The 17889-nt window shown below is 72.2% G+C and carries 15 protein-coding genes; 8 read left to right on the top strand and 7 right to left on the bottom strand.

Features of this window, described 5'->3' with window-relative positions; genetic code table 11:
• Positions 1 to 8: 8 nt before the first annotated feature.
• Positions 9 to 317, bottom strand: a complete 309-nt coding sequence (locus JOD95_RS00565; RefSeq protein WP_209682293.1) for a thiamine-binding protein — start codon at positions 315 to 317, stop codon at positions 9 to 11.
• Positions 314 to 1594 (bottom strand): glycosyltransferase 87 family protein, encoded by a 1281-nt coding sequence (locus JOD95_RS00560; RefSeq protein WP_209682290.1) that lies wholly within the window; start codon positions 1592 to 1594, stop codon positions 314 to 316. The genes JOD95_RS00565 and JOD95_RS00560 overlap by 4 nt, the downstream gene beginning before the upstream one ends.
• A gap of 61 nt (positions 1595 to 1655) precedes the next feature.
• Between JOD95_RS00560 and JOD95_RS00555 the strand changes: the two genes are divergently transcribed.
• Entirely contained in the window at positions 1656 to 2372 is a 717-nt protein-coding gene (locus JOD95_RS00555) for a YceI family protein (RefSeq protein ID WP_251155091.1), read from the top strand.
• Between the two features lie 285 nt (positions 2373 to 2657).
• On the opposite strand, the gene JOD95_RS00550 is transcribed toward JOD95_RS00555, so the two are convergent.
• A complete protein-coding gene (locus tag JOD95_RS00550) occupies positions 2658 to 3518 on the bottom strand; it encodes an ADP/ATP-dependent (S)-NAD(P)H-hydrate dehydratase (protein ID WP_209682287.1) in 861 nt (286 codons plus the stop codon).
• 24 nt (positions 3519 to 3542) lie between these two features.
• Here JOD95_RS00550 and JOD95_RS00545 point away from each other — a divergent pair, with 24 nt between their 5' ends.
• The 4 genes from JOD95_RS00545 to JOD95_RS00530 all read left to right on the top strand — a co-directional run bounded on the left by JOD95_RS00545 (position 3543) and on the right by JOD95_RS00530 (position 7980).
• The gene (locus tag JOD95_RS00545; RefSeq protein WP_066654754.1) at positions 3543 to 4181 is read left to right on the top strand and encodes an HAD family phosphatase; all 639 of its coding nucleotides are present in this window, start codon (positions 3543 to 3545) and stop codon (positions 4179 to 4181) included.
• Positions 4178 to 5260, top strand: coding sequence for an NADH:flavin oxidoreductase/NADH oxidase (locus JOD95_RS00540; RefSeq protein ID WP_066654756.1), 1083 nt, complete (start codon positions 4178 to 4180; stop codon positions 5258 to 5260). Before JOD95_RS00545 ends, JOD95_RS00540 begins: the two co-directional genes overlap by 4 nt.
• A gap of 237 nt (positions 5261 to 5497) precedes the next feature.
• On the top strand, positions 5498 to 6886 hold the full coding sequence (locus tag JOD95_RS00535) for a hemolysin family protein (protein WP_209682284.1): 1389 nt from the start codon (positions 5498 to 5500) through the stop codon (positions 6884 to 6886).
• A gap of 23 nt (positions 6887 to 6909) precedes the next feature.
• Positions 6910 to 7980, top strand: a complete 1071-nt coding sequence (locus JOD95_RS00530) for a hemolysin family protein (protein WP_066658342.1) — start codon at positions 6910 to 6912, stop codon at positions 7978 to 7980.
• A 178-nt stretch (positions 7981 to 8158) separates the two neighbouring features.
• On the opposite strand, the gene JOD95_RS00525 is transcribed toward JOD95_RS00530, so the two are convergent.
• Positions 8159 to 9598: a GuaB1 family IMP dehydrogenase-related protein gene (locus JOD95_RS00525; RefSeq protein WP_209682282.1), complete on the bottom strand. Its 1440-nt coding sequence runs from the start codon at positions 9596 to 9598 to the stop codon at positions 8159 to 8161.
• A gap of 289 nt (positions 9599 to 9887) precedes the next feature.
• On the opposite strand from JOD95_RS00525, the gene JOD95_RS00520 reads away from it, so the two are divergent.
• Positions 9888 to 13634, top strand: a complete 3747-nt coding sequence (locus JOD95_RS00520) for a multifunctional oxoglutarate decarboxylase/oxoglutarate dehydrogenase thiamine pyrophosphate-binding subunit/dihydrolipoyllysine-residue succinyltransferase subunit (protein ID WP_209682279.1) — start codon at positions 9888 to 9890, stop codon at positions 13632 to 13634.
• A gap of 165 nt (positions 13635 to 13799) precedes the next feature.
• Here the strand turns inward: JOD95_RS00520 and JOD95_RS00515 are convergent, their stop codons facing one another.
• From JOD95_RS00515 to JOD95_RS00505, 3 genes are read right to left on the bottom strand one after another with little or no spacing between them, the layout of a single operon-like run.
• Positions 13800 to 14240 (bottom strand): GNAT family N-acetyltransferase, encoded by a 441-nt coding sequence (locus JOD95_RS00515; protein ID WP_066654762.1) that lies wholly within the window; start codon positions 14238 to 14240, stop codon positions 13800 to 13802.
• 52 nt (positions 14241 to 14292) lie between these two features.
• Positions 14293 to 14535: a zf-HC2 domain-containing protein gene (locus JOD95_RS00510; protein ID WP_066654764.1), complete on the bottom strand. Its 243-nt coding sequence runs from the start codon at positions 14533 to 14535 to the stop codon at positions 14293 to 14295.
• Positions 14532 to 15308 carry a sigma-70 family RNA polymerase sigma factor gene (locus tag JOD95_RS00505; protein ID WP_066658348.1) on the bottom strand — a complete coding sequence of 259 codons (777 nt, stop codon included), beginning with the start codon at positions 15306 to 15308 and terminating at the stop codon, positions 14532 to 14534. Before JOD95_RS00505 ends, JOD95_RS00510 begins: the two co-directional genes overlap by 4 nt.
• Before the next feature lie 135 nt (positions 15309 to 15443).
• On the opposite strand from JOD95_RS00505, the gene aroA reads away from it, so the two are divergent.
• Together aroA and rsgA are read left to right on the top strand one after the other, a co-directional pair.
• Positions 15444 to 16832 carry a 3-phosphoshikimate 1-carboxyvinyltransferase gene (gene aroA, locus JOD95_RS00500; protein ID WP_066654766.1) on the top strand — a complete coding sequence of 463 codons (1389 nt, stop codon included), beginning with the start codon at positions 15444 to 15446 and terminating at the stop codon, positions 16830 to 16832.
• Positions 16829 to 17887 (top strand): ribosome small subunit-dependent GTPase A, encoded by a 1059-nt coding sequence (gene rsgA, locus JOD95_RS00495; RefSeq protein ID WP_209682276.1) that lies wholly within the window; start codon positions 16829 to 16831, stop codon positions 17885 to 17887. The genes aroA and rsgA overlap by 4 nt, the downstream gene beginning before the upstream one ends.
• Positions 17888 to 17889: the final 2 nt, after the last annotated feature.

Raw genomic sequence — 17889 nt, 5'->3', positions numbered from 1 at the left:
CGGCACAGTCACTCGCCGAGCGCCGCCTCGAGCCGCTCGAGCTTGCCGTCGATCTCCCCCGTGTGCCCGGGGCGGACGTCGGCCTTGAGCACGAGGGACACCCGGGTGCCGTACGCACCGACGGCCTCGGTGGCGCGCTTGACGACGTCCATGACCTCGTCCCACTCCCCCTCGACCTCGGTGAACATCGACGAGGTGCGGTTCGGCAGACCGGACTCGCGGACGACGCGCACCGCTGCGGCGACCGCGTCGTGCACGGACCCGTCCGACGATGCCGAGGGACCACCGGACGGAGCAACGGAGAACGCGACGATCATGCGTCCATCCTGCCCCGGTCGACTCCCCCGCGCACCGGCGGCTCGGACACCCGCACCGACGAAGGCTCCGGCGAGCGCCGCGCGAGCCGCACCAGCACGACGACCGCCCACACCAGCACGGCGACCTCGAGGACGTTCCGCACGGTGAGCACGAACACCATCCAGGTGTGCACCGCGAGGAGCTCGTCGTAGAACCCCGGGTAGATCACCTGCGTCAGCAGCGCCAGGGGCAGCACCCCGATCGCGACCGGCAGGAAGCGCCGCGCGCTCGGGTACCCGGCGACGAGCCCCCAGACGACGGGCACGGCGTACCACCCGACGTACTGCGGCGACCCGACCTTGTTCACCGCGATCAGCACCGCGACGAACAGCAGCGCGAGGACCGGTGCCACCTCGGTGCGACGGGCGCCCCGCCGGACCGCGAGCAGCGCGAGGACCACGCCGCCGATGACGAGCACGGCCATCAGCGGCGTCGACAGCGCGGCCGCTGCGTGGGTGCCAGCTCCGGACACCTCGAACGTCAGGATCTCGCGGTCGTAGTAGACGGCCGCTCCGGGGGCCCCGAGCGCTGCCGCCCACATGAAGGGTGTCGCGAGCGGGGCCTCGATCTGCAGCGCCCGGTCGCTCTGCTCGGTCACGAAGGACAACAGGTACGGCGCTCCGCCGTAGAGCACGTCGACGAGCACGATCAGCCCGGTCACGACGAGTGCCCCGGTCACGACGGCACTCCGGTGTCCCCGACGCAGCAGCACCAGCACGCCCACCAACGCAGCCGGCCACACCTTCGTCCAGGCCGCTGCGGTGAAGAGCGCCGACGCGACCACCGGACGGGTCACGACGAAGGCGACGCCGACGAGGGCGATCGCGGTGGCCACGGTGTCGATCCGGCCGAGTGCGATGGGTCCGAGCGCGAGCAGGAACACGAGCCACCACCAGACGACCCGCACGCCGAACGCACGGAACCGCCAGAGGAAGGCACAGGCGACGGCGTCGAGCAGCACCATGAGCGCGAGCCAGCCGGTCGCGATCGCCGCGGTGCCGCCGAGGGCCGCAGCGGCCATCGGCACGAGCGCGAAGACCGGGTACACCCAGTCGGAGTCGACCCCGACCCACGAGTGGTCGATCCGCCCGACCTCGATCCACCGTCGGTAGGTGATGGTGACGTCACCCAGCGGCAGGTTCGGCGCGGTCGTGGCGAGCCACCAGAGCACAGCGTGCACCACGACGACGACCACGGCGAGCGAGACGCCCTCGACCCACCGGAACCGCTGCTGCACCGTGCGAGCGTAGCGGGCCGCTCCACAGGCTCTCCTGAGGAGGACGTGTCACCGTTCCCGGGTGAGCACCGACCCGCGCCAGCGTCCCACCACCCGCAAGCCCCTCGTCTGGGCGGGGATCGTCCTGCTCGTCGCGGTGCTCGCCGTCGTCGGCGTCGCCGTCGGCACGAACGTGTACACGTCGAGCGAGAACGCGAAGGCGTCGGCGGCGCCCTCGGTCGCCGCGAGCCGCGCCCCGTCCACGCTCGACACGGCCGACCTGTCCGGCAGCTGGACCGTGGGCGGCGACTCCGAGGCCGGGTACCGCGTGCACGAGGTCCTCAACGGCTCCGACGTCACCGTGACCGGGCGCACGGACAGCGTCACCGGTTCGGCGCGGGTCGACGGCACGACGATCACCGAGGCGACCGTCACGGTGCAGGTCGCCGACATCGCCACGGACTCCGCGCAGCGCGACTCGTACTTCCGCGACTCCGCCCTCGACGTCTCGGCCTTCCCGCAGGCGACCTTCACGCTCACCGGACCGATCACCGACGCCGTCCCGAGCGGCTCGGGCACGACCGAGGTCCGGGCCGACGGGGAGCTCACGCTGCACGGCGTGACGAAGCCGGTCCGCGCCGACCTGCAGATCGGGCTCGACGGCGACGGTGTCGCGGTGTCCGGCACGGTCCCGATCACCTTCTCGGACTTCGGCGTGCAGGCCCCCGACCTCGGCTTCGTGAAGGTCGACGACGCGGGCGCCGTCGAGTTCCTCGTGCACGCCACGCCCGCGTCCTGACGCGTCGGTCGAACGCGACCCGGCCCGGTCACGCGACCCCACGTCCCGACGCGCCCCACCACCGGCCGGGAGGCACGCCGGCAGCCGGCCCCGCGCCTCCCGGCCGGCAGCGGGTCACGTCTCCGACACTGCACGCGTCGATCGACACGCGTCACGTCGGACTGTGCGCCCGCATCGGATGCGAACGCATCCTGCGACACCGCACGCCTCGATCGACGAGCGCGATGTCGCACGCCGGCCCGCCCACGCCCGGCGCCCGCGCCCGCGCCTGCCCGGCCGCGCGCCCTACCCCCGCGCGTCGCCGTCGACGACCAGGTCCCGGACCACGCCGCTCAGCTGCTCGATCAGGGCCGTCATCGTGAACGGACCACCACGCGACGCCCGCCGGGCCGCCACGCCGTGCACGACCGCGGCGGTCGCGGCCAGGTGCGCGAGGTCCGACGGGGACAGCGACGCACCGAACGCCTCCGCAGCGCCCTGCCGTGCGGCGACGAGCGCCCCGAGCACCCCGCCGAGCACGTCCCCCGCGCCGGCCGCCGCGAGCCACGGCGTGGCCGACGACGCCACGAGCCGGACCGACCCGTCCGGTGTCGCCACGTGCGTGTCCGAGCCCTTGAGGAGGACGACGCTGCCGGTCCGTTCCGCCGCGCGCACCGCAGCCGTCGCCGGATCACGCTCGACGGCCTCGCGTGAGGTCTCGAGCACCGGGGCGAGCTCCCCCGCGTGCGGCGTCAGCACCGCCAGCGGTCCGAGGTCGACCAGCGGGATCGCCCCGGCGTCGACGACCACCGGCACGGCGTCGTCCGAGGCGTGCCGGAACGCGTCAGCGGTGGACGGGTCGAGCTCGTCGAGCGAGTCCGCGGAGATCCCGGAGCCGACGAGCCACGCCTGCACGCGACCGACACCCGAGACGACCTCCGGACGGCGGGCGAGCACGTGGTCGGTGGCACGGTCCGGTCCGACGTAGCGGACCATCCCGACGCCGGTGTGCACCGCTGCGTCGACGCCCATCACCGCCGCCCCCGGGTACCGGTCGGAGCCGGCCGCGACGCCGAGCACACCCCGGCGGTACTTGGTCGACTCGCCGTGCGGAGCGGTGGTCCAGGCAGCGGCGTCGGTCGGGGCGAAGGGGGCGAAGTCGTTCACGACCGCCACGTTACGGTGGAGCGCATGAGCCTGTTCCTGCCCGGTCGCGTGGTGGTCTTCGACTACGGCGAGGTGATCAGCCGGACACCGCACGGCGCGTGGGACGCCCTCGTCGCGATGACCGGCGTACCCGCGGACGAGCTGCTGCCGGTGTACCAGGAGCTGCGACACGACCTCGACCGGGGCGACCTCACGGTGCTCGAGTACTGGCGCGCGATCGCGGCGCGGACCGGCCGGCGGTGGAGCCTCACCGAGATCCACCGCTTCTGGGCGGTCGACTTCACGGGCTGGTTCGAGGTGGACCCCGAGGCGCTGGCGATCGTCGAGGAGCTGCACGCCGCCGGGACCCGGCTCGCCCTGCTGTCCAACGCCGGGCGCGACTTCGGCGACCCGTACCGCTGGTCGCCGATGGGCTCGGTGTTCGAGACGGTCGTGGTCAGTGCCGAGGAGCACGTCCTCAAGCCGGACGCATCCGTCTACCGCACGACGTGCGAGCGCCTGGGAATCACGCCCGAGCAGATGGTGTTCGTCGACAACAGGGCCGAGAACGCCGCCGGTGCAGACGCGATCGGGGCGGTCGGCCACCACTTCACGTCGCCGGCCGGACTGCGGACCTTCCTGCAGGACCTGGCGGCACGGACCGACGAAGGAGCACCCGCGTGACGCACGCCCTGTTCGAACCGATCACCATCCGCGACCTGACCGTCCGCAACCGACTCTGGGTCTCCCCGATGTGCCAGTACTCGGTCGAGCAGCAGGACGGCGTCCCGACCCCGTGGCACCTCGTGCACCTCGGCGGGTTCGCCAAGGGCGGCGCGGGCGCCGTCGTCGTCGAGGCCGCCGGCGTCGTGCCCGAGGGTCGGATCAGCCCGCAGGACGTCGGCCTGTGGAACGACGAGCAGCGCGACGCCTTCCGGCCGATCGTCGACTTCCTGCACGCGCAGGGCGCCGCCGCCGGCATCCAGCTCGCACACGCCGGGCGCAAGGCATCGACCCACCGCCCCTGGTCCGAGGCCTCGGGCAGCGTGCCGGAGGCCGAGGGCGGCTGGGCGACGGTCGCTCCGTCGGCCGTGGCCTTCGACGGCTACGCGGTGCCGCGCGAGCTCGAGACCGAGGACATCCGCGTCGTGGCGCTCGCGTTCGCCGCGGCCGCCCGCCGCGCGGTCGAGGCCGGCTTCGACCTGGTCGAGCTGCACGCGGCGCACGGGTACCTCCTCCACCAGTTCCTCTCGCCGCTGAGCAACCACCGCACCGACGCCTACGGCGGCTCGCTCGAGAACCGCGCCCGCGCCCTGCTCGAGACGATCGACGCCGTCCGCGCCGAGGTCGGCGAGGGCTTCCCCGTGGTCGTCCGCTTCTCGGCCACCGACTGGGTCGACGGCGGACTCACGGTGGAGGACACCGTGCAGGTCGCCAGCTGGGCTGCCGAGCACGGCGCCGACCTGGCCGACGTCTCCACCGGCGGCAACGTCGCGAAGGCCCCGATCCCGGTCGGGCCCGGCTACCAGGTGCCCTTCGCGGAGACGGTCAAGCGCGAGGCCGGCATCGGCACCATCGCCGTCGGCATGATCTCCACCGCCTTCCAGGCCGAGCAGGTCGTCGCCACCGGCCAGGCCGACGTCGTCATGGTCGGCCGCGAGTTCCTCCGCGACCCGTCCTTCGCCCTGCGCGCCGCCGCCGAGCTCGGCGTGGCGATCGACTACGAGCCGCAGCAGTACCACCGCGCGCGCGTCACGGCGTAGGCCGGCGCACCCAGCGCACCGCGCGCCTCACGACCGGTCACCGACACCGGCCGGGGGCGCGCGGCGTGCGGGCCGGGAGGCACGGCGCGCTCCCTGTACGTCCTCTCGGCTCCGACGCTGCGCACCCGCTACCATGACTCTCACTGTGGACGATCCTCCGAATTCCGTTTCGCCTTCCCACTCATCCGGCGCTCACTCGGTGAGCAGCCCCGCTTCCCGTGCGTCGGGAGGTGGAGAATGAGTCCCCTCGACATCGTCATGCTGGTCGGCGGCATCCTGCTGACCCTCGGTACCGGTGTCTTCGTCGCCTCGGAGTTCGCGCTCGTGAACCTCGACCGCGCCGAGGTCGAGGCCCGGCGCGACCGCGGCGAGTCCGGCCTGGCACCGGTGATCGCAGCGCTGAAGGTCACGTCGACGCACCTGTCGAGCGCGCAGCTCGGCATCACGCTGACGACCCTGCTGACCGGCTACCTGCTCGAACCCTCGATCGCGACGCTGCTCGAGGCGCCGTTCCTCGCGATGCAGCTGCCCGAGGCACTCGTCGAGACCGTCGGCTCGATCGTGGCGCTCGTCATCGCGACGCTGCTGTCGATGATCCTCGGCGAGCTCGTGCCGAAGAACTTCGCGCTCGCGCTGCCGCTCCAGACCGCGCGGCTCGTCGTGCCGCTGCAGGTCGCCTTCACCACCGTGTTCAAGCCCGCGGTCGCCCTGCTCAACGGCACCGCGAACGCCGTCCTCCGGTCGATGGGCATCGAGCCCCAGGAGGAGCTGTCCGGTGCCCGCAGCGCCGAGGAGCTCAGCTCGCTCCTCCGCCGCTCGGCGTCGGAGGGCTCGCTCGAGCAGGACACCGCGACGCTGCTCCAGCGCACCATCGCGTTCTCCGAGCTCGACGCGAGCGACGTGATGACCCCGCGACCGCGACTGTCGACCATCCGGGTCTCGGAGTCGGCGGAGGACGTCATCGCGCTCGCGCGCCGCACCGGCTTCAGCCGCTTCCCCGTGATCGAGGAGGACGCGGACGACGTCGTCGGCATCGTGCACGTGAAGCAGGCCGTCGCCGTCCCGCGCGAGAAGCGCCCCGAGGTACCGGTCGGCGCACTGATGACCGAGGCCGAGCGCGTCCCCGAGACCATGCCCGGCGACACCCTGCTCGCCGAGGTCCGGAGCCGCGGCTACCAGATGGTGATCGTCGTCGACGAGTACGGCGGCACCGCCGGTGTCGTCACGCTCGAGGACCTCGTCGAGGAGATCGTCGGCGAGGTGTCCGACGAGCACGACCGCGCACGCATCGACGTCGTGCGCTCCCGGAACTGGTTGACCTTCCCAGGACTCCTGCGTCCCGACGAGCTCGAGGACCGCGCCGGCGTGACGGTCCCCGAGGACGGTCCGTACGAGACCGTGGGCGGGTTCATCATGTCCTCCCTCGGACGCCTGCCCGCCGTCGGTGACGAGGTCGCGCTCGACGACGGCGTCTTCCGCGTCGAGCGGTTGGACGGTCGCCGTGTCGACCGCGTCCGCTGGACCCCGACGCACCCCGATCCCGTCCCGACCACCGGCAGCACCGCGACCGCGCAGCGCCCGGCCACCGGGATCATCATCCCCGCCACGAAGGAGGGCTCCCGATGAGCGCCGCGTCCGTCCACGACGGCATGGTCGTCCTCGCCGCCGGTGAGTCCGCGTCGAGCGGCTCCGACTGGTGGGGCATCTTCTGGCTCGTCGTCCTGCTGCTCGGCAACGCGTACTTCGTCGCCGCCGAGTTCGCCGTGATCTCCGCCCGCCGCTCGCAGATCGAGCCGCGCGCCGAGGCCGGGTCGAAGGCGGCCCAGACGACGCTCGCCGCGATGGAGCACGCCACGCGCATGCTCGCCACCACGCAGCTCGGCATCACGGTCTGCTCGCTCCTCATCCTCAACGTGTCCGAGCCGGCCATCCACCACCTGCTCGAGGTCCCGCTCGGACTGACCGGCTGGAGCGTCGAGGTGATCGGCACCGTGGCGTTCGTCTTCACGCTGCTGCTCGTGTCCTTCCTGCACGTCGTGTTCGGCGAGATGGTGCCGAAGAACATCTCGTTCTCGATGCCCGACCGGGCCGCACTGCTGCTCGTCCCGACGCTCTGGTACATCGGCCACGCCCTGCACTGGGTGATCGTCGGCCTGAACGAGACCGCGAACGCCGTGCTCCGTCTGTTCAAGGTCGAGCCGAAGGACGAGGCCGTCAGCGCGTTCACCGTGGAGGAGGTCCAGACGATCGTCGAGCAGTCCCGCCGCGAGGGCACCCTGACGGACGACGGCAAGCTCGCGATGGCGTTCGAGTTCACGGAGAAGAAGGTCAAGGACGTCGCGGTGCCGATGTCCGACCTGGTCACCCTCCCCGAGGACGCCACGCCCGAGGACGTCGAGCGCGCGGTCGCCCAGCGTGGCTTCTCGCGGTACGTGCTCGTCGGCGACGACGGCGACCCGACGGGCTACGTGCACGTCAAGGACGTCATCGACCTGCGTCCGGACGAGTTCGACGTGCCGGTGCCCCCGAAGCGGATCCGGCAGCTCATCTCCCTGTACACGGACATGGACCTCGAGGACGCCCTCGCGACCATGCGTGCGGCGGGCCGTCACGTGGCGCGGGCGTTCGACGCCGAGGGGCGCACGATCGGTGTGCTGTTCCTCGAGGACATCCTCGAGGAACTGGTGGGCACCGTCGAGGACGCGACCCGGCGACGCTGACCGCACCGGACGACGGACGGGAGGCGCGGTGCCAGCTGGCACCGCGCCTCCCGTCCGTCTGTCGGTCCTGGTCGAGACTCGGCCAGGCGGACACGTTCGGGGCGGTGGGACCGCGAAACTGTCCGTGGAACCGAGTCTCGCGCCGACGGCGGCCCGCCGACGGCCGCGCCCCGCGCCGCTACCAGCTCACGGGGAGCGGCTTGCCCTCCTCGTAGCCGGCGGCCGACTGGATGCCGACGAGCGCCCGCTCGGCGAACTCGGTCAACGAGGACGCGCCCGCGTACGTCGCCGAGCTGCGGATGCCGGTGGTGATCATGTCGAGCAGGTCCTCGACGCTCGGCCGCTCCGGGTCGAGGTAGATCGTCGACGACGAGATGCCCTCGGCGAAGAGCGCCTTGCGGGCCCGCTCGTACGGGTCGAGGCGCTCGAAGCGCTCCCGCACGGCCTTCGCCGACGCCATGCCCCAGCTCTCCTTGTAGGCCTTGCCCGCGGCGTCGCGACGGAGCACGCCCGGCGCCTCGAGCGTGCCGGCGAACCACGAACCGATCATGACGGCGGAGGCTCCGGCGGCCAGCGCGAGTGCCACGTCGCGCGGGTAGCGGACGCCGCCGTCGGCCCAGACGTGTGCGCCGAGCGACCGGGCGGCCGCGGCGGTCTCGAGCACGGCGGAGAACTGCGGGCGACCGACGGCCGTCATCATGCGCGTGGTGCACATCGCGCCCGGTCCGACGCCGACCTTGATGATCGTCGCACCGGCGTCGACGAGGTGCGCGACGGCGTCGGCGGTGACGACGTTGCCGGCGACGATCGGCAGGCCGAGACCCAGCGCCGAGACCGTGCGGAGCGCGCGGAGCATGCCCTCCTGGTGGCCGTGCGCGGTGTCGAGCACGAGCACGTCGACCCCGGCGGCGGCCAGGGCCTTCGCCTTCGCGGCGACGTCGCCGTTGATGCCGACCGCGGCGGCGACCCGCAGGCGACCGTCCCCGTCGACGGCGGGCGTGTAGATGTCGGAGCGGATCGCGCTGGTCTGGCTCGTGGTGCCGACGACCCTGCCGTGCCGGACCACGGGCGCGAAGTCGACCTCGGCGGCGGAGAGCACGTCGTACACGTGCCGCGGGGTACCGGCGTCGTCGGCGTCGATGGCCGTCGAGGGTCCGTGCAGCAGGTCACCGATCGTCGCGTCCGCACCCGCGGTGCCGAGCCGGGCGGCGGGCACGCAGCCGAGGTACTCCCCCGCGCCGTCGCGAACCACGACCCCGCGACCTGCCACCGGCAGCAGCTGCTCGAGCGCCTCGGCGACGGTGGTGTCGGCGCGCATGTCGTAGGCGGTGTCGAAGTCGACCGGCTGCGCCTTGACCCAGCGGATCGCGGCGTCGAGGTCCTGCAGGTGCATGTCCTGCGGCAGCACACCGAGCCCACCGCGGCGGGCGAGGGTCGCGGCGAGCCGCGGGCCGGTCACCGAGTTCATGTTCGCGCTGACGATCGGGATCGTGGCGCCCGTGCCGTCGTTCGTGGCGAGGTCCACGTCGAAGCGGCTCGTCACCCCGGACCGACTCGGCACGAGGAAGACGTCGGAGTAGGTCAGGTCGTGCGTCGGCCGCGTCTCGTAGAACCTCATGGGTGCCACTGTACGGCTCCGCAGCCGCGCGGACGCGCGTGCGGGAGGTCTCCCCGGCGCACCGTCGACGCCGGAGCGGGACCCCTGCTGCGCGACACCCGTCGTCGGGTCCACCGGTCCGGTGGGCGGCCCCCGTCCCGACACGCGCGAGCACGGCCGGGAGGCGCGGCGCGCGTCCGACGGTCACCGAACGGTCGGCGCGGAACGGTTAGGCTGGCGGCCAGTGCGGAGCAGGGTTGCCCCGCACGACACACACGAGCATCTATCGACGGAGAGTGGGCGATCGGCTGTGTCGAGCCATCTGACGGGTACGGACGAGACCGCGGGCGAATTCGGGGCGAACGAGTGGCTGGTCGACGAGCTCTACGAGCAGTTCGTCGCCGACAAGGAGTCCGTCGACAAGTCGTGGTGGCCCGTGCTCGAGAGCTACCACCGCTCGCAGACCGGGGGCGACTCCGCCGCCGGCTCGGCGCCCAGCGCACCCGCCCCCGCGCAGTCCTCGTCGCAGTCGACCACGCAGCAGCCCGCCACGGGTGACGCCCCGGGCGAGGCGAAGCCCGCCGGTCCGATCCAGGCGAAGACGACCTCGCGCCAGCCCACCCCGCAGCCGATCCCGGCCGAGGCCAACGACGAGGCCGACGACCACGAGGAGACCCACGAGGACGTGGCGACCCCGCTCCGGGGCATGGCGAAGACGCTGGCCTCGAACATGGACGCCTCGCTCACGGTCCCGACCGCGACCAGCGTCCGGACGATCCCGGCGAAGCTGATGATCGACAACCGCATCGTCGTCAACAACCACCTTCGCCGGGCCCGGGGCGGCAAGATCTCCTTCACTCACCTGATCGGGTGGGCGATGGTGCAGGCGCTCAAGGACTTCCCGAGCCAGAACGTGTTCTACGAGGAGCGCGACGGCAAGCCCTTCGTGGTGGAGCCCGCGCACGTGAACCTCGGCATCGCGATCGACGTCCCGAAGAAGGACGGCACCCGCTCGCTCCTCGTCCCGAGCATCAAGCGCGCCGAGACCCTCACCTTCGGCCAGTTCCTCGCCGCGTACGAGGACCTCGTCAAGCGCGCCCGCGACAACAAGCTCACGCCGGCCGACTTCCAGGGCACGACGATCTCGCTCACCAACCCGGGCGGCATCGGCACCGTGCACTCGGTCCCGCGCCTGACGAAGGGCCAGGGCTCGATCATCGGCGCCGGTGCGCTCGAGTACCCGGCGCAGTTCCAGGGCTCCGCGACGAAGACCCTGGTCGAGCTCGGCGTCGGCAAGACGATCACGCTGACGAGCACCTACGACCACCGGGTCATCCAGGGCGCCGGCTCGGGCGAGTACCTCAAGAAGGTGCACGAGCGACTCATCGGCGAGCACGGGTTCTACGAGGGCATCTTCTCGGCGCTGCGCATCCCCTACAAGCCCATCCAGTGGGCGAACGACATCAACGTCGACCTGGCCCACCGCGTCAACAAGACGTCGCGCGTGCAGGAGCTCATCAACAGCTTCCGCGTGCGCGGGCACCTGATGGCCGACATCGACCCGCTCGAGTACCGGCAGCGCACCCACCCCGACCTCGAGCTCGAGAACCACGGGCTGACGTTCTGGGACCTCGACCGCGAGTTCGTCACGGGCGGCCTCGCCGGCACCACGACGGCACCCCTGCGCGACGTGCTCGGCATCCTGCGCGACGCCTACTGCCGCACCGTCGGTGTCGAGTACATGCACATCCAGGACCCGGAACAGCGCCGCTGGGTGCAGGGCCACATCGAGGTGCCGTACTCGAAGCCGTCGAAGGACGAGCAGCTCCGTGTCCTCGGCAAGCTCAACGAGGCCGAGGCGTTCGAGACCTTCCTGCAGACGAAGTACGTCGGCCAGAAGCGCTTCTCGCTCGAGGGCGGCGAGTCGACCATCGCGTTCCTCGACACCCTCATCCAGCACGCGGCGGGCGCCGGCCTCGACGAGGTCGCCATCGGCATGGCCCACCGCGGCCGCCTCAACGTGCTGACGAACATCGCCGGCAAGACCTACGGGCAGATCTTCCGCGAGTTCGAGGGGTCGTCGCTCCCGGGTTCCGTGTCCGGTCAGGGCTCCGGTGACGTGAAGTACCACGTCGGCACCGAGGGCGTCTTCCGCGCGTCGGACGGCTCGAGCATCCCCGTCACGATCGCCGCGAACCCGTCACACCTCGAGGCCGTCGACGGCGTGCTCGAGGGCATCGTGCGCGCCAAGCAGGACCGCACCCCGCCCGGCACCTTCGGCGTGCTGCCGGTGCTCGTGCACGGCGACGCGGCCATGGCCGGCCAGGGCGTCGTCGTCGAGACGCTGCAGATGTCGCAGCTCCGCGGCTACCGCACGGGTGGCACGGTGCACCTCGTCATCAACAACCAGGTCGGGTTCACCACGCCCCCGGAGTCCGCGCGCAGCTCGGTGTACTCCACCGACGTGGCGAAGACGATCCAGGCGCCGATCTTCCACGTCAACGGGGACGACCCCGAGGCCGTGGCCCGCGTCGCCGAGCTCGCCTTCGCGTACCGCGAGGAGTTCCACCGCGACGTCGTGATCGACCTGGTCTGCTACCGCCGCCGCGGCCACAACGAGGGCGACGACCCCTCGATGACCCAGCCGCTCATGTACAACCTCATCGAGGCGAAGCGCTCCGTCCGCACCCTGTACACCGAGGCCCTCGTCGGTCGCGGCGACATCACGCAGGAGGAGTACGACGAGGCGCACCGCGACTTCCAGGACCGCCTCGAGCGCGCCTTCGCCGAGACCCACGAGGCGCAGACCGGCACGATGCCCGTCATCACGACGGACGACGACGGCGCCGTGGACGGTCTCGAGCGTCCGACGGCCCAGCGTGACGACGCCGAGGTCGAGGTGCACGAGACGGCGATCTCCGAGGAACTCGTCCGGGCCATCGGCGACGCGCACAGCAACCCGCCCGCCGGCTTCTCGATCCACCCGAAGCTGCAGCAGCTCCTCACGAAGCGCACCGAGATGACCCGCTCCGGCGGCATCGACTGGGCGATGGCGGAACTCATGGCGATCGGGTCGGTGCTGGTCGAGGGCAAGCCCGTCCGGCTCGCCGGCCAGGACGCCCGACGCGGCACCTTCGTGCAGCGCCAGGCGGTCTTCCACGACCGGGTGAACGGGCAGGAGTGGCTGCCGCTCGCCAACGTCGCCGAGGACCAGGCCCGCCTGTACATCTACGACTCGCTGCTCAGCGAGTACGCGGCGATGGCGTTCGAGTACGGCTACTCGGTCGAACGTCCCGAGGCCCTCGTGCTGTGGGAGGCGCAGTTCGGCGACTTCGCGAACGGCGCGCAGACCGTCATCGACGAGTTCATCTCGTCCGCCGAGCAGAAGTGGGGACAGCGCTCCGGTCTGGTGCTCCTGCTCCCCCACGGCTACGAGGGTCAGGGGCCGGACCACTCCTCGGCGCGCATCGAGCGGTACCTGCAGCTCTGCGCCGAGGACAACATGATCGTCGCGCGTCCCTCGACGCCGGCGTCGTGGTTCCACCTGCTCCGTCGCCAGGCGTGGGAGCGCCCGCAGAAGCCGCTCGTCGTCTTCACGCCGAAGGCCATGCTCCGCCTCCGCCAGGCGACGAGCCCGGTCGAGGCCTTCACGAACGGCTCCTTCCACGAGGTGCTCGACGACGACCGCGTGACCGACAGGGCCACGGTGCGCCGCGTCGTGCTGCACTCCGGCAAGGTGCACCACGACCTCCGCGCCGAGCTCGACAAGTCCGGCGCGACCGACGTCGCCCTCGTCCGGTTGGAGCAGCTCGCGCCGCTCCCCCTCGACGAGCTGCTCCGGGTGCTCGCGGGCTACCCGCAGGCCGAGGTCGTCTGGGCCCAGGAGGAGCCGGAGAACCAGGGCGCCTGGCCGTTCGTGTGCATGAACCTGTCCCCGCACCTCGACGGCCGTCCGCTCTCCGTGGCCTCGCGCCCGGCGAGTGCCGCACCGGCGACGGGCTCGTCGAAGCGTTCCGCGGGTGAGGCCGCCGACGTCGTCCGCAAGGCACTCGGCTGATCCGCCGCGCCCCCTGACGAACGATGCGCCCCGTGGAGACGGGGCGCATCGTTCGTCAGGGCGCGCATCTCCCGGGCACGCAGACGCACCGACGGCGGCAACAGCAGCGGCGGCCGCACGCGGCACGCAGCAGCACCGACGTGCAGCGCCAGGGGCTGCCCGACGCTACTTCAGCTTCGTGTAGCGGACCCCGGCCTCGTGGTACCCGCGCTTCTGGTAGAACCGGTGCGCGCTGTCCGTCGCGGCGGCCGACACGGCGCTCAGCCGGTGCGCCCCCTGCTCACTCGCCCACGTCTCGAACGTGTCGATGAGCGCGGAACCGGTCCCGAGCCTCCGGGCCGACGGGTCGACCACCAGCAGCAGGAGCTGCGCGGTGGGCTCGTCGCTCGCGTACGACCACGTGACCTGCGCACCCGCCACGGCGACCGCTCGGCCGTCGTCGCCACGGACCAGCCACGTGCGGTGTCCGGCCTCGGGCACGAGCCGTTCCAGCCGTGCACGCATCGCGGACTCGTCAACGACGTGCCCGAGCAGACGGACGAGGGCGGTGACGTCGGCGACGTCCGTGTCGGACCAGGTGGTGATCGACTCGGCGGTGAGGGTCATGGGGCGACCCTACCCAGCGCCGGCGACGTGTGACGACCGCGGACGGTCGCGCCTAGTGCGTCGCCTGCTCCACGCGGATGCGCGCGAGGATCTCGGTCCGGAGCTGGTCCGGCGCGGTCTCGGCGCAGGCGCGCTTCACCGTCTCCATGAGGACGACGCCCACGCGGTGCTCGCTCGTGCAGTCCTCGCAGGACTCCATGTGCTCGCGGATGTCCGCGGCGTCCTCGCGGCAGAGCTCGTCGTGCAGGAACTCCTCGAGCTCGGCCTTGGCCTTCGAGCAGTCGCAGCCGCTCATCGTGCGTCCTTCCCGTCGGTGCGACCAGCGGCCGCAGTCGTCTTCCGGCCCCGCCCGCGCATCGTCGCCGTCGACGCTGCGTCCGGGACGATGCCGGTCTCGCGTGCGTGGTCCGCCAGGAGCCCGCGGAGGAGCCGGCGTCCACGGTGGAGACGGCTCATGACCGTCCCCACGGGGGTCTTCATGATGTCGGCGATCTCCTGGTAGGAGAAGCCCTCGACGTCCGCGAAGTACACGGCCATCCGGAAGTCCTCGGGGATCGACTGGAGCGCGTCCTTCACGGCCGAGGACGGCAGGTGGTCGATCGCGTCGGCCTCGGCGGAACGCGCTGAGACGGACTGCGTGACGCTCTCGGCGCCGCCGAGCTGCCAGTCCTCGAGCTCGTCGATCGTGCCCTGGTACGGGTTCCGCTGGTTCTTGCGGTACGTGTTGATGAACGTGTTCGTGAGGATCCGGTAGAGCCACGCCTTGAGGTTCGTGCCCTGACGGAACTGCCGGAACGCCGCGTACGCCTTGACGAAGGTCTCCTGCACCAGGTCCGACGCGTCGGCCGGGTTGCGGGTCATCCGCATCGCGGCGCCGTAGAGCTGGTCCATGAACGGGAGCGCCTGGTCCTCGAACAGGGAGCGCAGTTCGGCCTCGGACACGGTCTTCTCGTCCGCCGGTTCGGCCTCGGGCTCGAGGGCGTCCGCTTCCTCGGACACCGCGTCGAGCTGCGCCTCGGTCTCCTCGACCAGGTCGTGCGGTGCTGCCTGCGGTTCGTCGGTCGTCATCACGGACGAGTCTAGGCCGAGCCCGCCGAGCGAGCCGTCGATCGTCGTCCGCACGGTCGGCAGTGCCGTCCGTGACCGTTCGAGTGTCGCTGTCGCCAATGGTCCTCCCGCGGTGTTCAGTACCCTGGTGAACCGATGGCCCAGTCGACGCATTCCCAGCAGCCCGATCCCTGGATCGCACCCCTCGCCCGCGGACCCCTGCGCGGCGACGTCGCCCTGCCCGGCTCGAAGTCGCTGACGAACCGGGAGCTGGTCCTCGCGGCGCTGGCCGACGGCCCCTCGACCATCCGGCTCCCCCTGCACTCGCGCGACTCCGCCCTGATGGTCGCCGCGCTCCGGCAGCTCGGCGTCGGGATCGACGAGGTCGTCCCCGCGGACGGCACGGCTCCGAACCCGTACGGGCCGGACCTCCGGATCACACCCGCGCCGATGCACGGCGACGTCGCCGTCGACTGCGGGCTGGCCGGCACCGTGATGCGCTTCCTGCCGCCGCTCGCCGCGCTGGCGACCGGCCCCGTGACGGTCGACGGCGACCCGTACGCGCGGAGGCGACCGATGGGCGCGATCATCCGCGCCCTCGCCGACCTCGGGGTCGACGTGACGGACGACGGCGACGGCGCGATGCCGTTCTCGTTCACCGGCACCGGAGCGGTCCGAGGCGGCCGTCTCGAGATCGACGCGTCGGCATCGTCGCAGTTCGTGTCCGGGCTGCTGCTCTCGGCGCCCCGCTTCGACGAGGGCCTGCACCTCACCCACGTCGGCGAGCGGCTGCCGAGCCTGCCGCACATCGACATGACCGTCGCGGCGCTCCGTGCCCGCGGTGTCCGCGTGGACCAGCCGACCGTCGGCGAGTGGGTGGTGCACCCGGGCCCGATCGCGGCGCGCGACGTCGTCATCGAGCCCGACCTGTCGAACGCCGCGCCGTTCGCGGCGGCTGCGCTCGTCGCGGGCGGCACGGTCCGGATCCGCACCTGGCCGACCGACACGACGCAGGTCGGTGCCGACCTCGAGACGCTCCTGCCCCTGTGGGGCGCGACCGTCACGCGGGACGGCGACGACCTCGTCTTCGACGGCGGTGTCGGGGTGGCGGGTGGAGCCTCCCTGCCGGGTGTGACGCTCGACCTGTCCCGCGGCGGCGAACTCGCACCGGCGCTCGTCGCGCTGTCGGCCCTGGCCGACGGGCCGAGCGAGATCACCGGGATCGGCCACCTGCGTGGCCACGAGACGGACCGCCTCGCCGCGCTCGCGGCGGACGTGAACCGGTCGGGAGGCTCGGTGCAGGAACTCGACGACGGCCTGCGGATCACGCCCGCCCGCCTCCACGGCGGTGGCTGGGCCGCGTACGACGACCACCGGATGGCGACCGCGGGCGCCCTCGTCGGTCTCGTCGTCGACGGCGTCGCCGTCGACGACGTCGGCTGCACGGCGAAGACGCTGCCGCAGTTCCCCGAGCTCTGGGCGGACCTGGTGGCGACCGGTGCGGACCAGGCTGCGGGCCACCGGGACGGGAGCGTGACGCCGTGAGCTGGTGGGACGACGTCGACGGGGACGACACCGACGAGGACGAGCCGTACGGACAGTACGAGTCGAAGGTGCGGATCCGGCCGAACCCGAAGGGCAACCGGCCCCGCACGAAGACCCGTCCGAACTACGACGACGCCCCGACCGGCTGGGTGACGAACGTCGACCGCGGGCGCTTCGGCGTGCTGGTGTCGGCCGGCCAGGACGACGAGCGGGTGATCACGGCGACGAAGGCCCGGGAGCTCGGCAAGAAGTCGGTCGTGACCGGCGACCGCGTGTCGCTCGCCGGGGACGTCTCGGGCGACGCCGGTTCGCTCGCGCGGATCGTCAAGGTCGCCGAGCGGTCGACCCTGCTCCGACGGAGCGCGGACGACAGCGACGAGGTCGAGCGCGTGATCGTCGCGAACGCCGACCAGATGCTGATCGTCGTCGCGGCGGCAGACCCCGAGCCGCGGCCGCGACTCATCGACCGGTACCTCGTCGCGGCGTTCGACGCCGGCCTGGACCCGGTGCTCTGCATCACGAAGACCGACCTGGCCGACCCGGCACCGTTCCTGGCGCACTTCGCCTGCCTGGACCTCCGGATCGTCACGAGCCGGTCGGACGACGTGCCGTTCGACGCCCTGCACGAGGTGCTCGACGACACGGTGACCGTCACGGTCGGGCACTCCGGCGTCGGCAAGTCGACGCTCGTGAACGCCATCACCGGCTCGACCCGCGCGACCGGCGTGGTCAACGCGGTCACCGGTCGCGGGCGGCACACCTCGTCGTCCTCGATCGCGCTGCGCGTCCGTGACGGTGGGTGGATCATCGACACCCCCGGCGTCCGGTCGTTCGGGCTCGGGCACGTGCAGCCGGAGAACGTCTTCCGGGCCTTCGCGGCGCACGCCGTCCCGGTGCGCGAGCCCGCCGACGGCATCCCGCTCGCACAGGCGCACGACTGGGAGATCGTCGACCGCGTGCACGACGGGGAGCTCGGGGCGACCGGCGTCGAGCGGCTCGACTCCTTCCGCGCCCTGCTCACCGGCATGGGTGCGGACGACCCCGGCGCGGACTGACC

Source organism: Curtobacterium sp. 1310 (assembly GCF_017834105.1).
In the GTDB taxonomy this organism is placed as follows: domain Bacteria; phylum Actinomycetota; class Actinomycetes; order Actinomycetales; family Microbacteriaceae; genus Curtobacterium.
Note: the sequence above shows the minus strand (reverse complement) of the source record. Positions and strands in the feature narration are given on the sequence as shown.

What these genes read in the sequence shown, in the direction of transcription:
- JOD95_RS00565 (WP_209682293.1), bottom strand. Translation starts at nt 317, where the DNA reads ATGATCGTCGCGTTCTCCGTTGCTCCGTCCGGTGGTCCCTCGGCATCG.
- JOD95_RS00545 (WP_066654754.1), top strand. Translation starts at nt 3,543, where the DNA reads ATGAGCCTGTTCCTGCCCGGTCGCGTGGTGGTCTTCGACTACGGCGAG.
- JOD95_RS00535 (WP_209682284.1), top strand. Translation starts at nt 5,498, where the DNA reads ATGAGTCCCCTCGACATCGTCATGCTGGTCGGCGGCATCCTGCTGACC.
- JOD95_RS00530 (WP_066658342.1), top strand. Translation starts at nt 6,910, where the DNA reads ATGGTCGTCCTCGCCGCCGGTGAGTCCGCGTCGAGCGGCTCCGACTGG.
- JOD95_RS00525 (WP_209682282.1), bottom strand. Translation starts at nt 9,598, where the DNA reads ATGAGGTTCTACGAGACGCGGCCGACGCACGACCTGACCTACTCCGAC.
- JOD95_RS00515 (WP_066654762.1), bottom strand. Translation starts at nt 14,240, where the DNA reads ATGACCCTCACCGCCGAGTCGATCACCACCTGGTCCGACACGGACGTC.
- JOD95_RS00510 (WP_066654764.1), bottom strand. Translation starts at nt 14,535, where the DNA reads ATGAGCGGCTGCGACTGCTCGAAGGCCAAGGCCGAGCTCGAGGAGTTC.
- JOD95_RS00505 (WP_066658348.1), bottom strand. Translation starts at nt 15,308, where the DNA reads ATGACGACCGACGAACCGCAGGCAGCACCGCACGACCTGGTCGAGGAG.
- aroA (WP_066654766.1), top strand. Translation starts at nt 15,444, where the DNA reads ATGGCCCAGTCGACGCATTCCCAGCAGCCCGATCCCTGGATCGCACCC.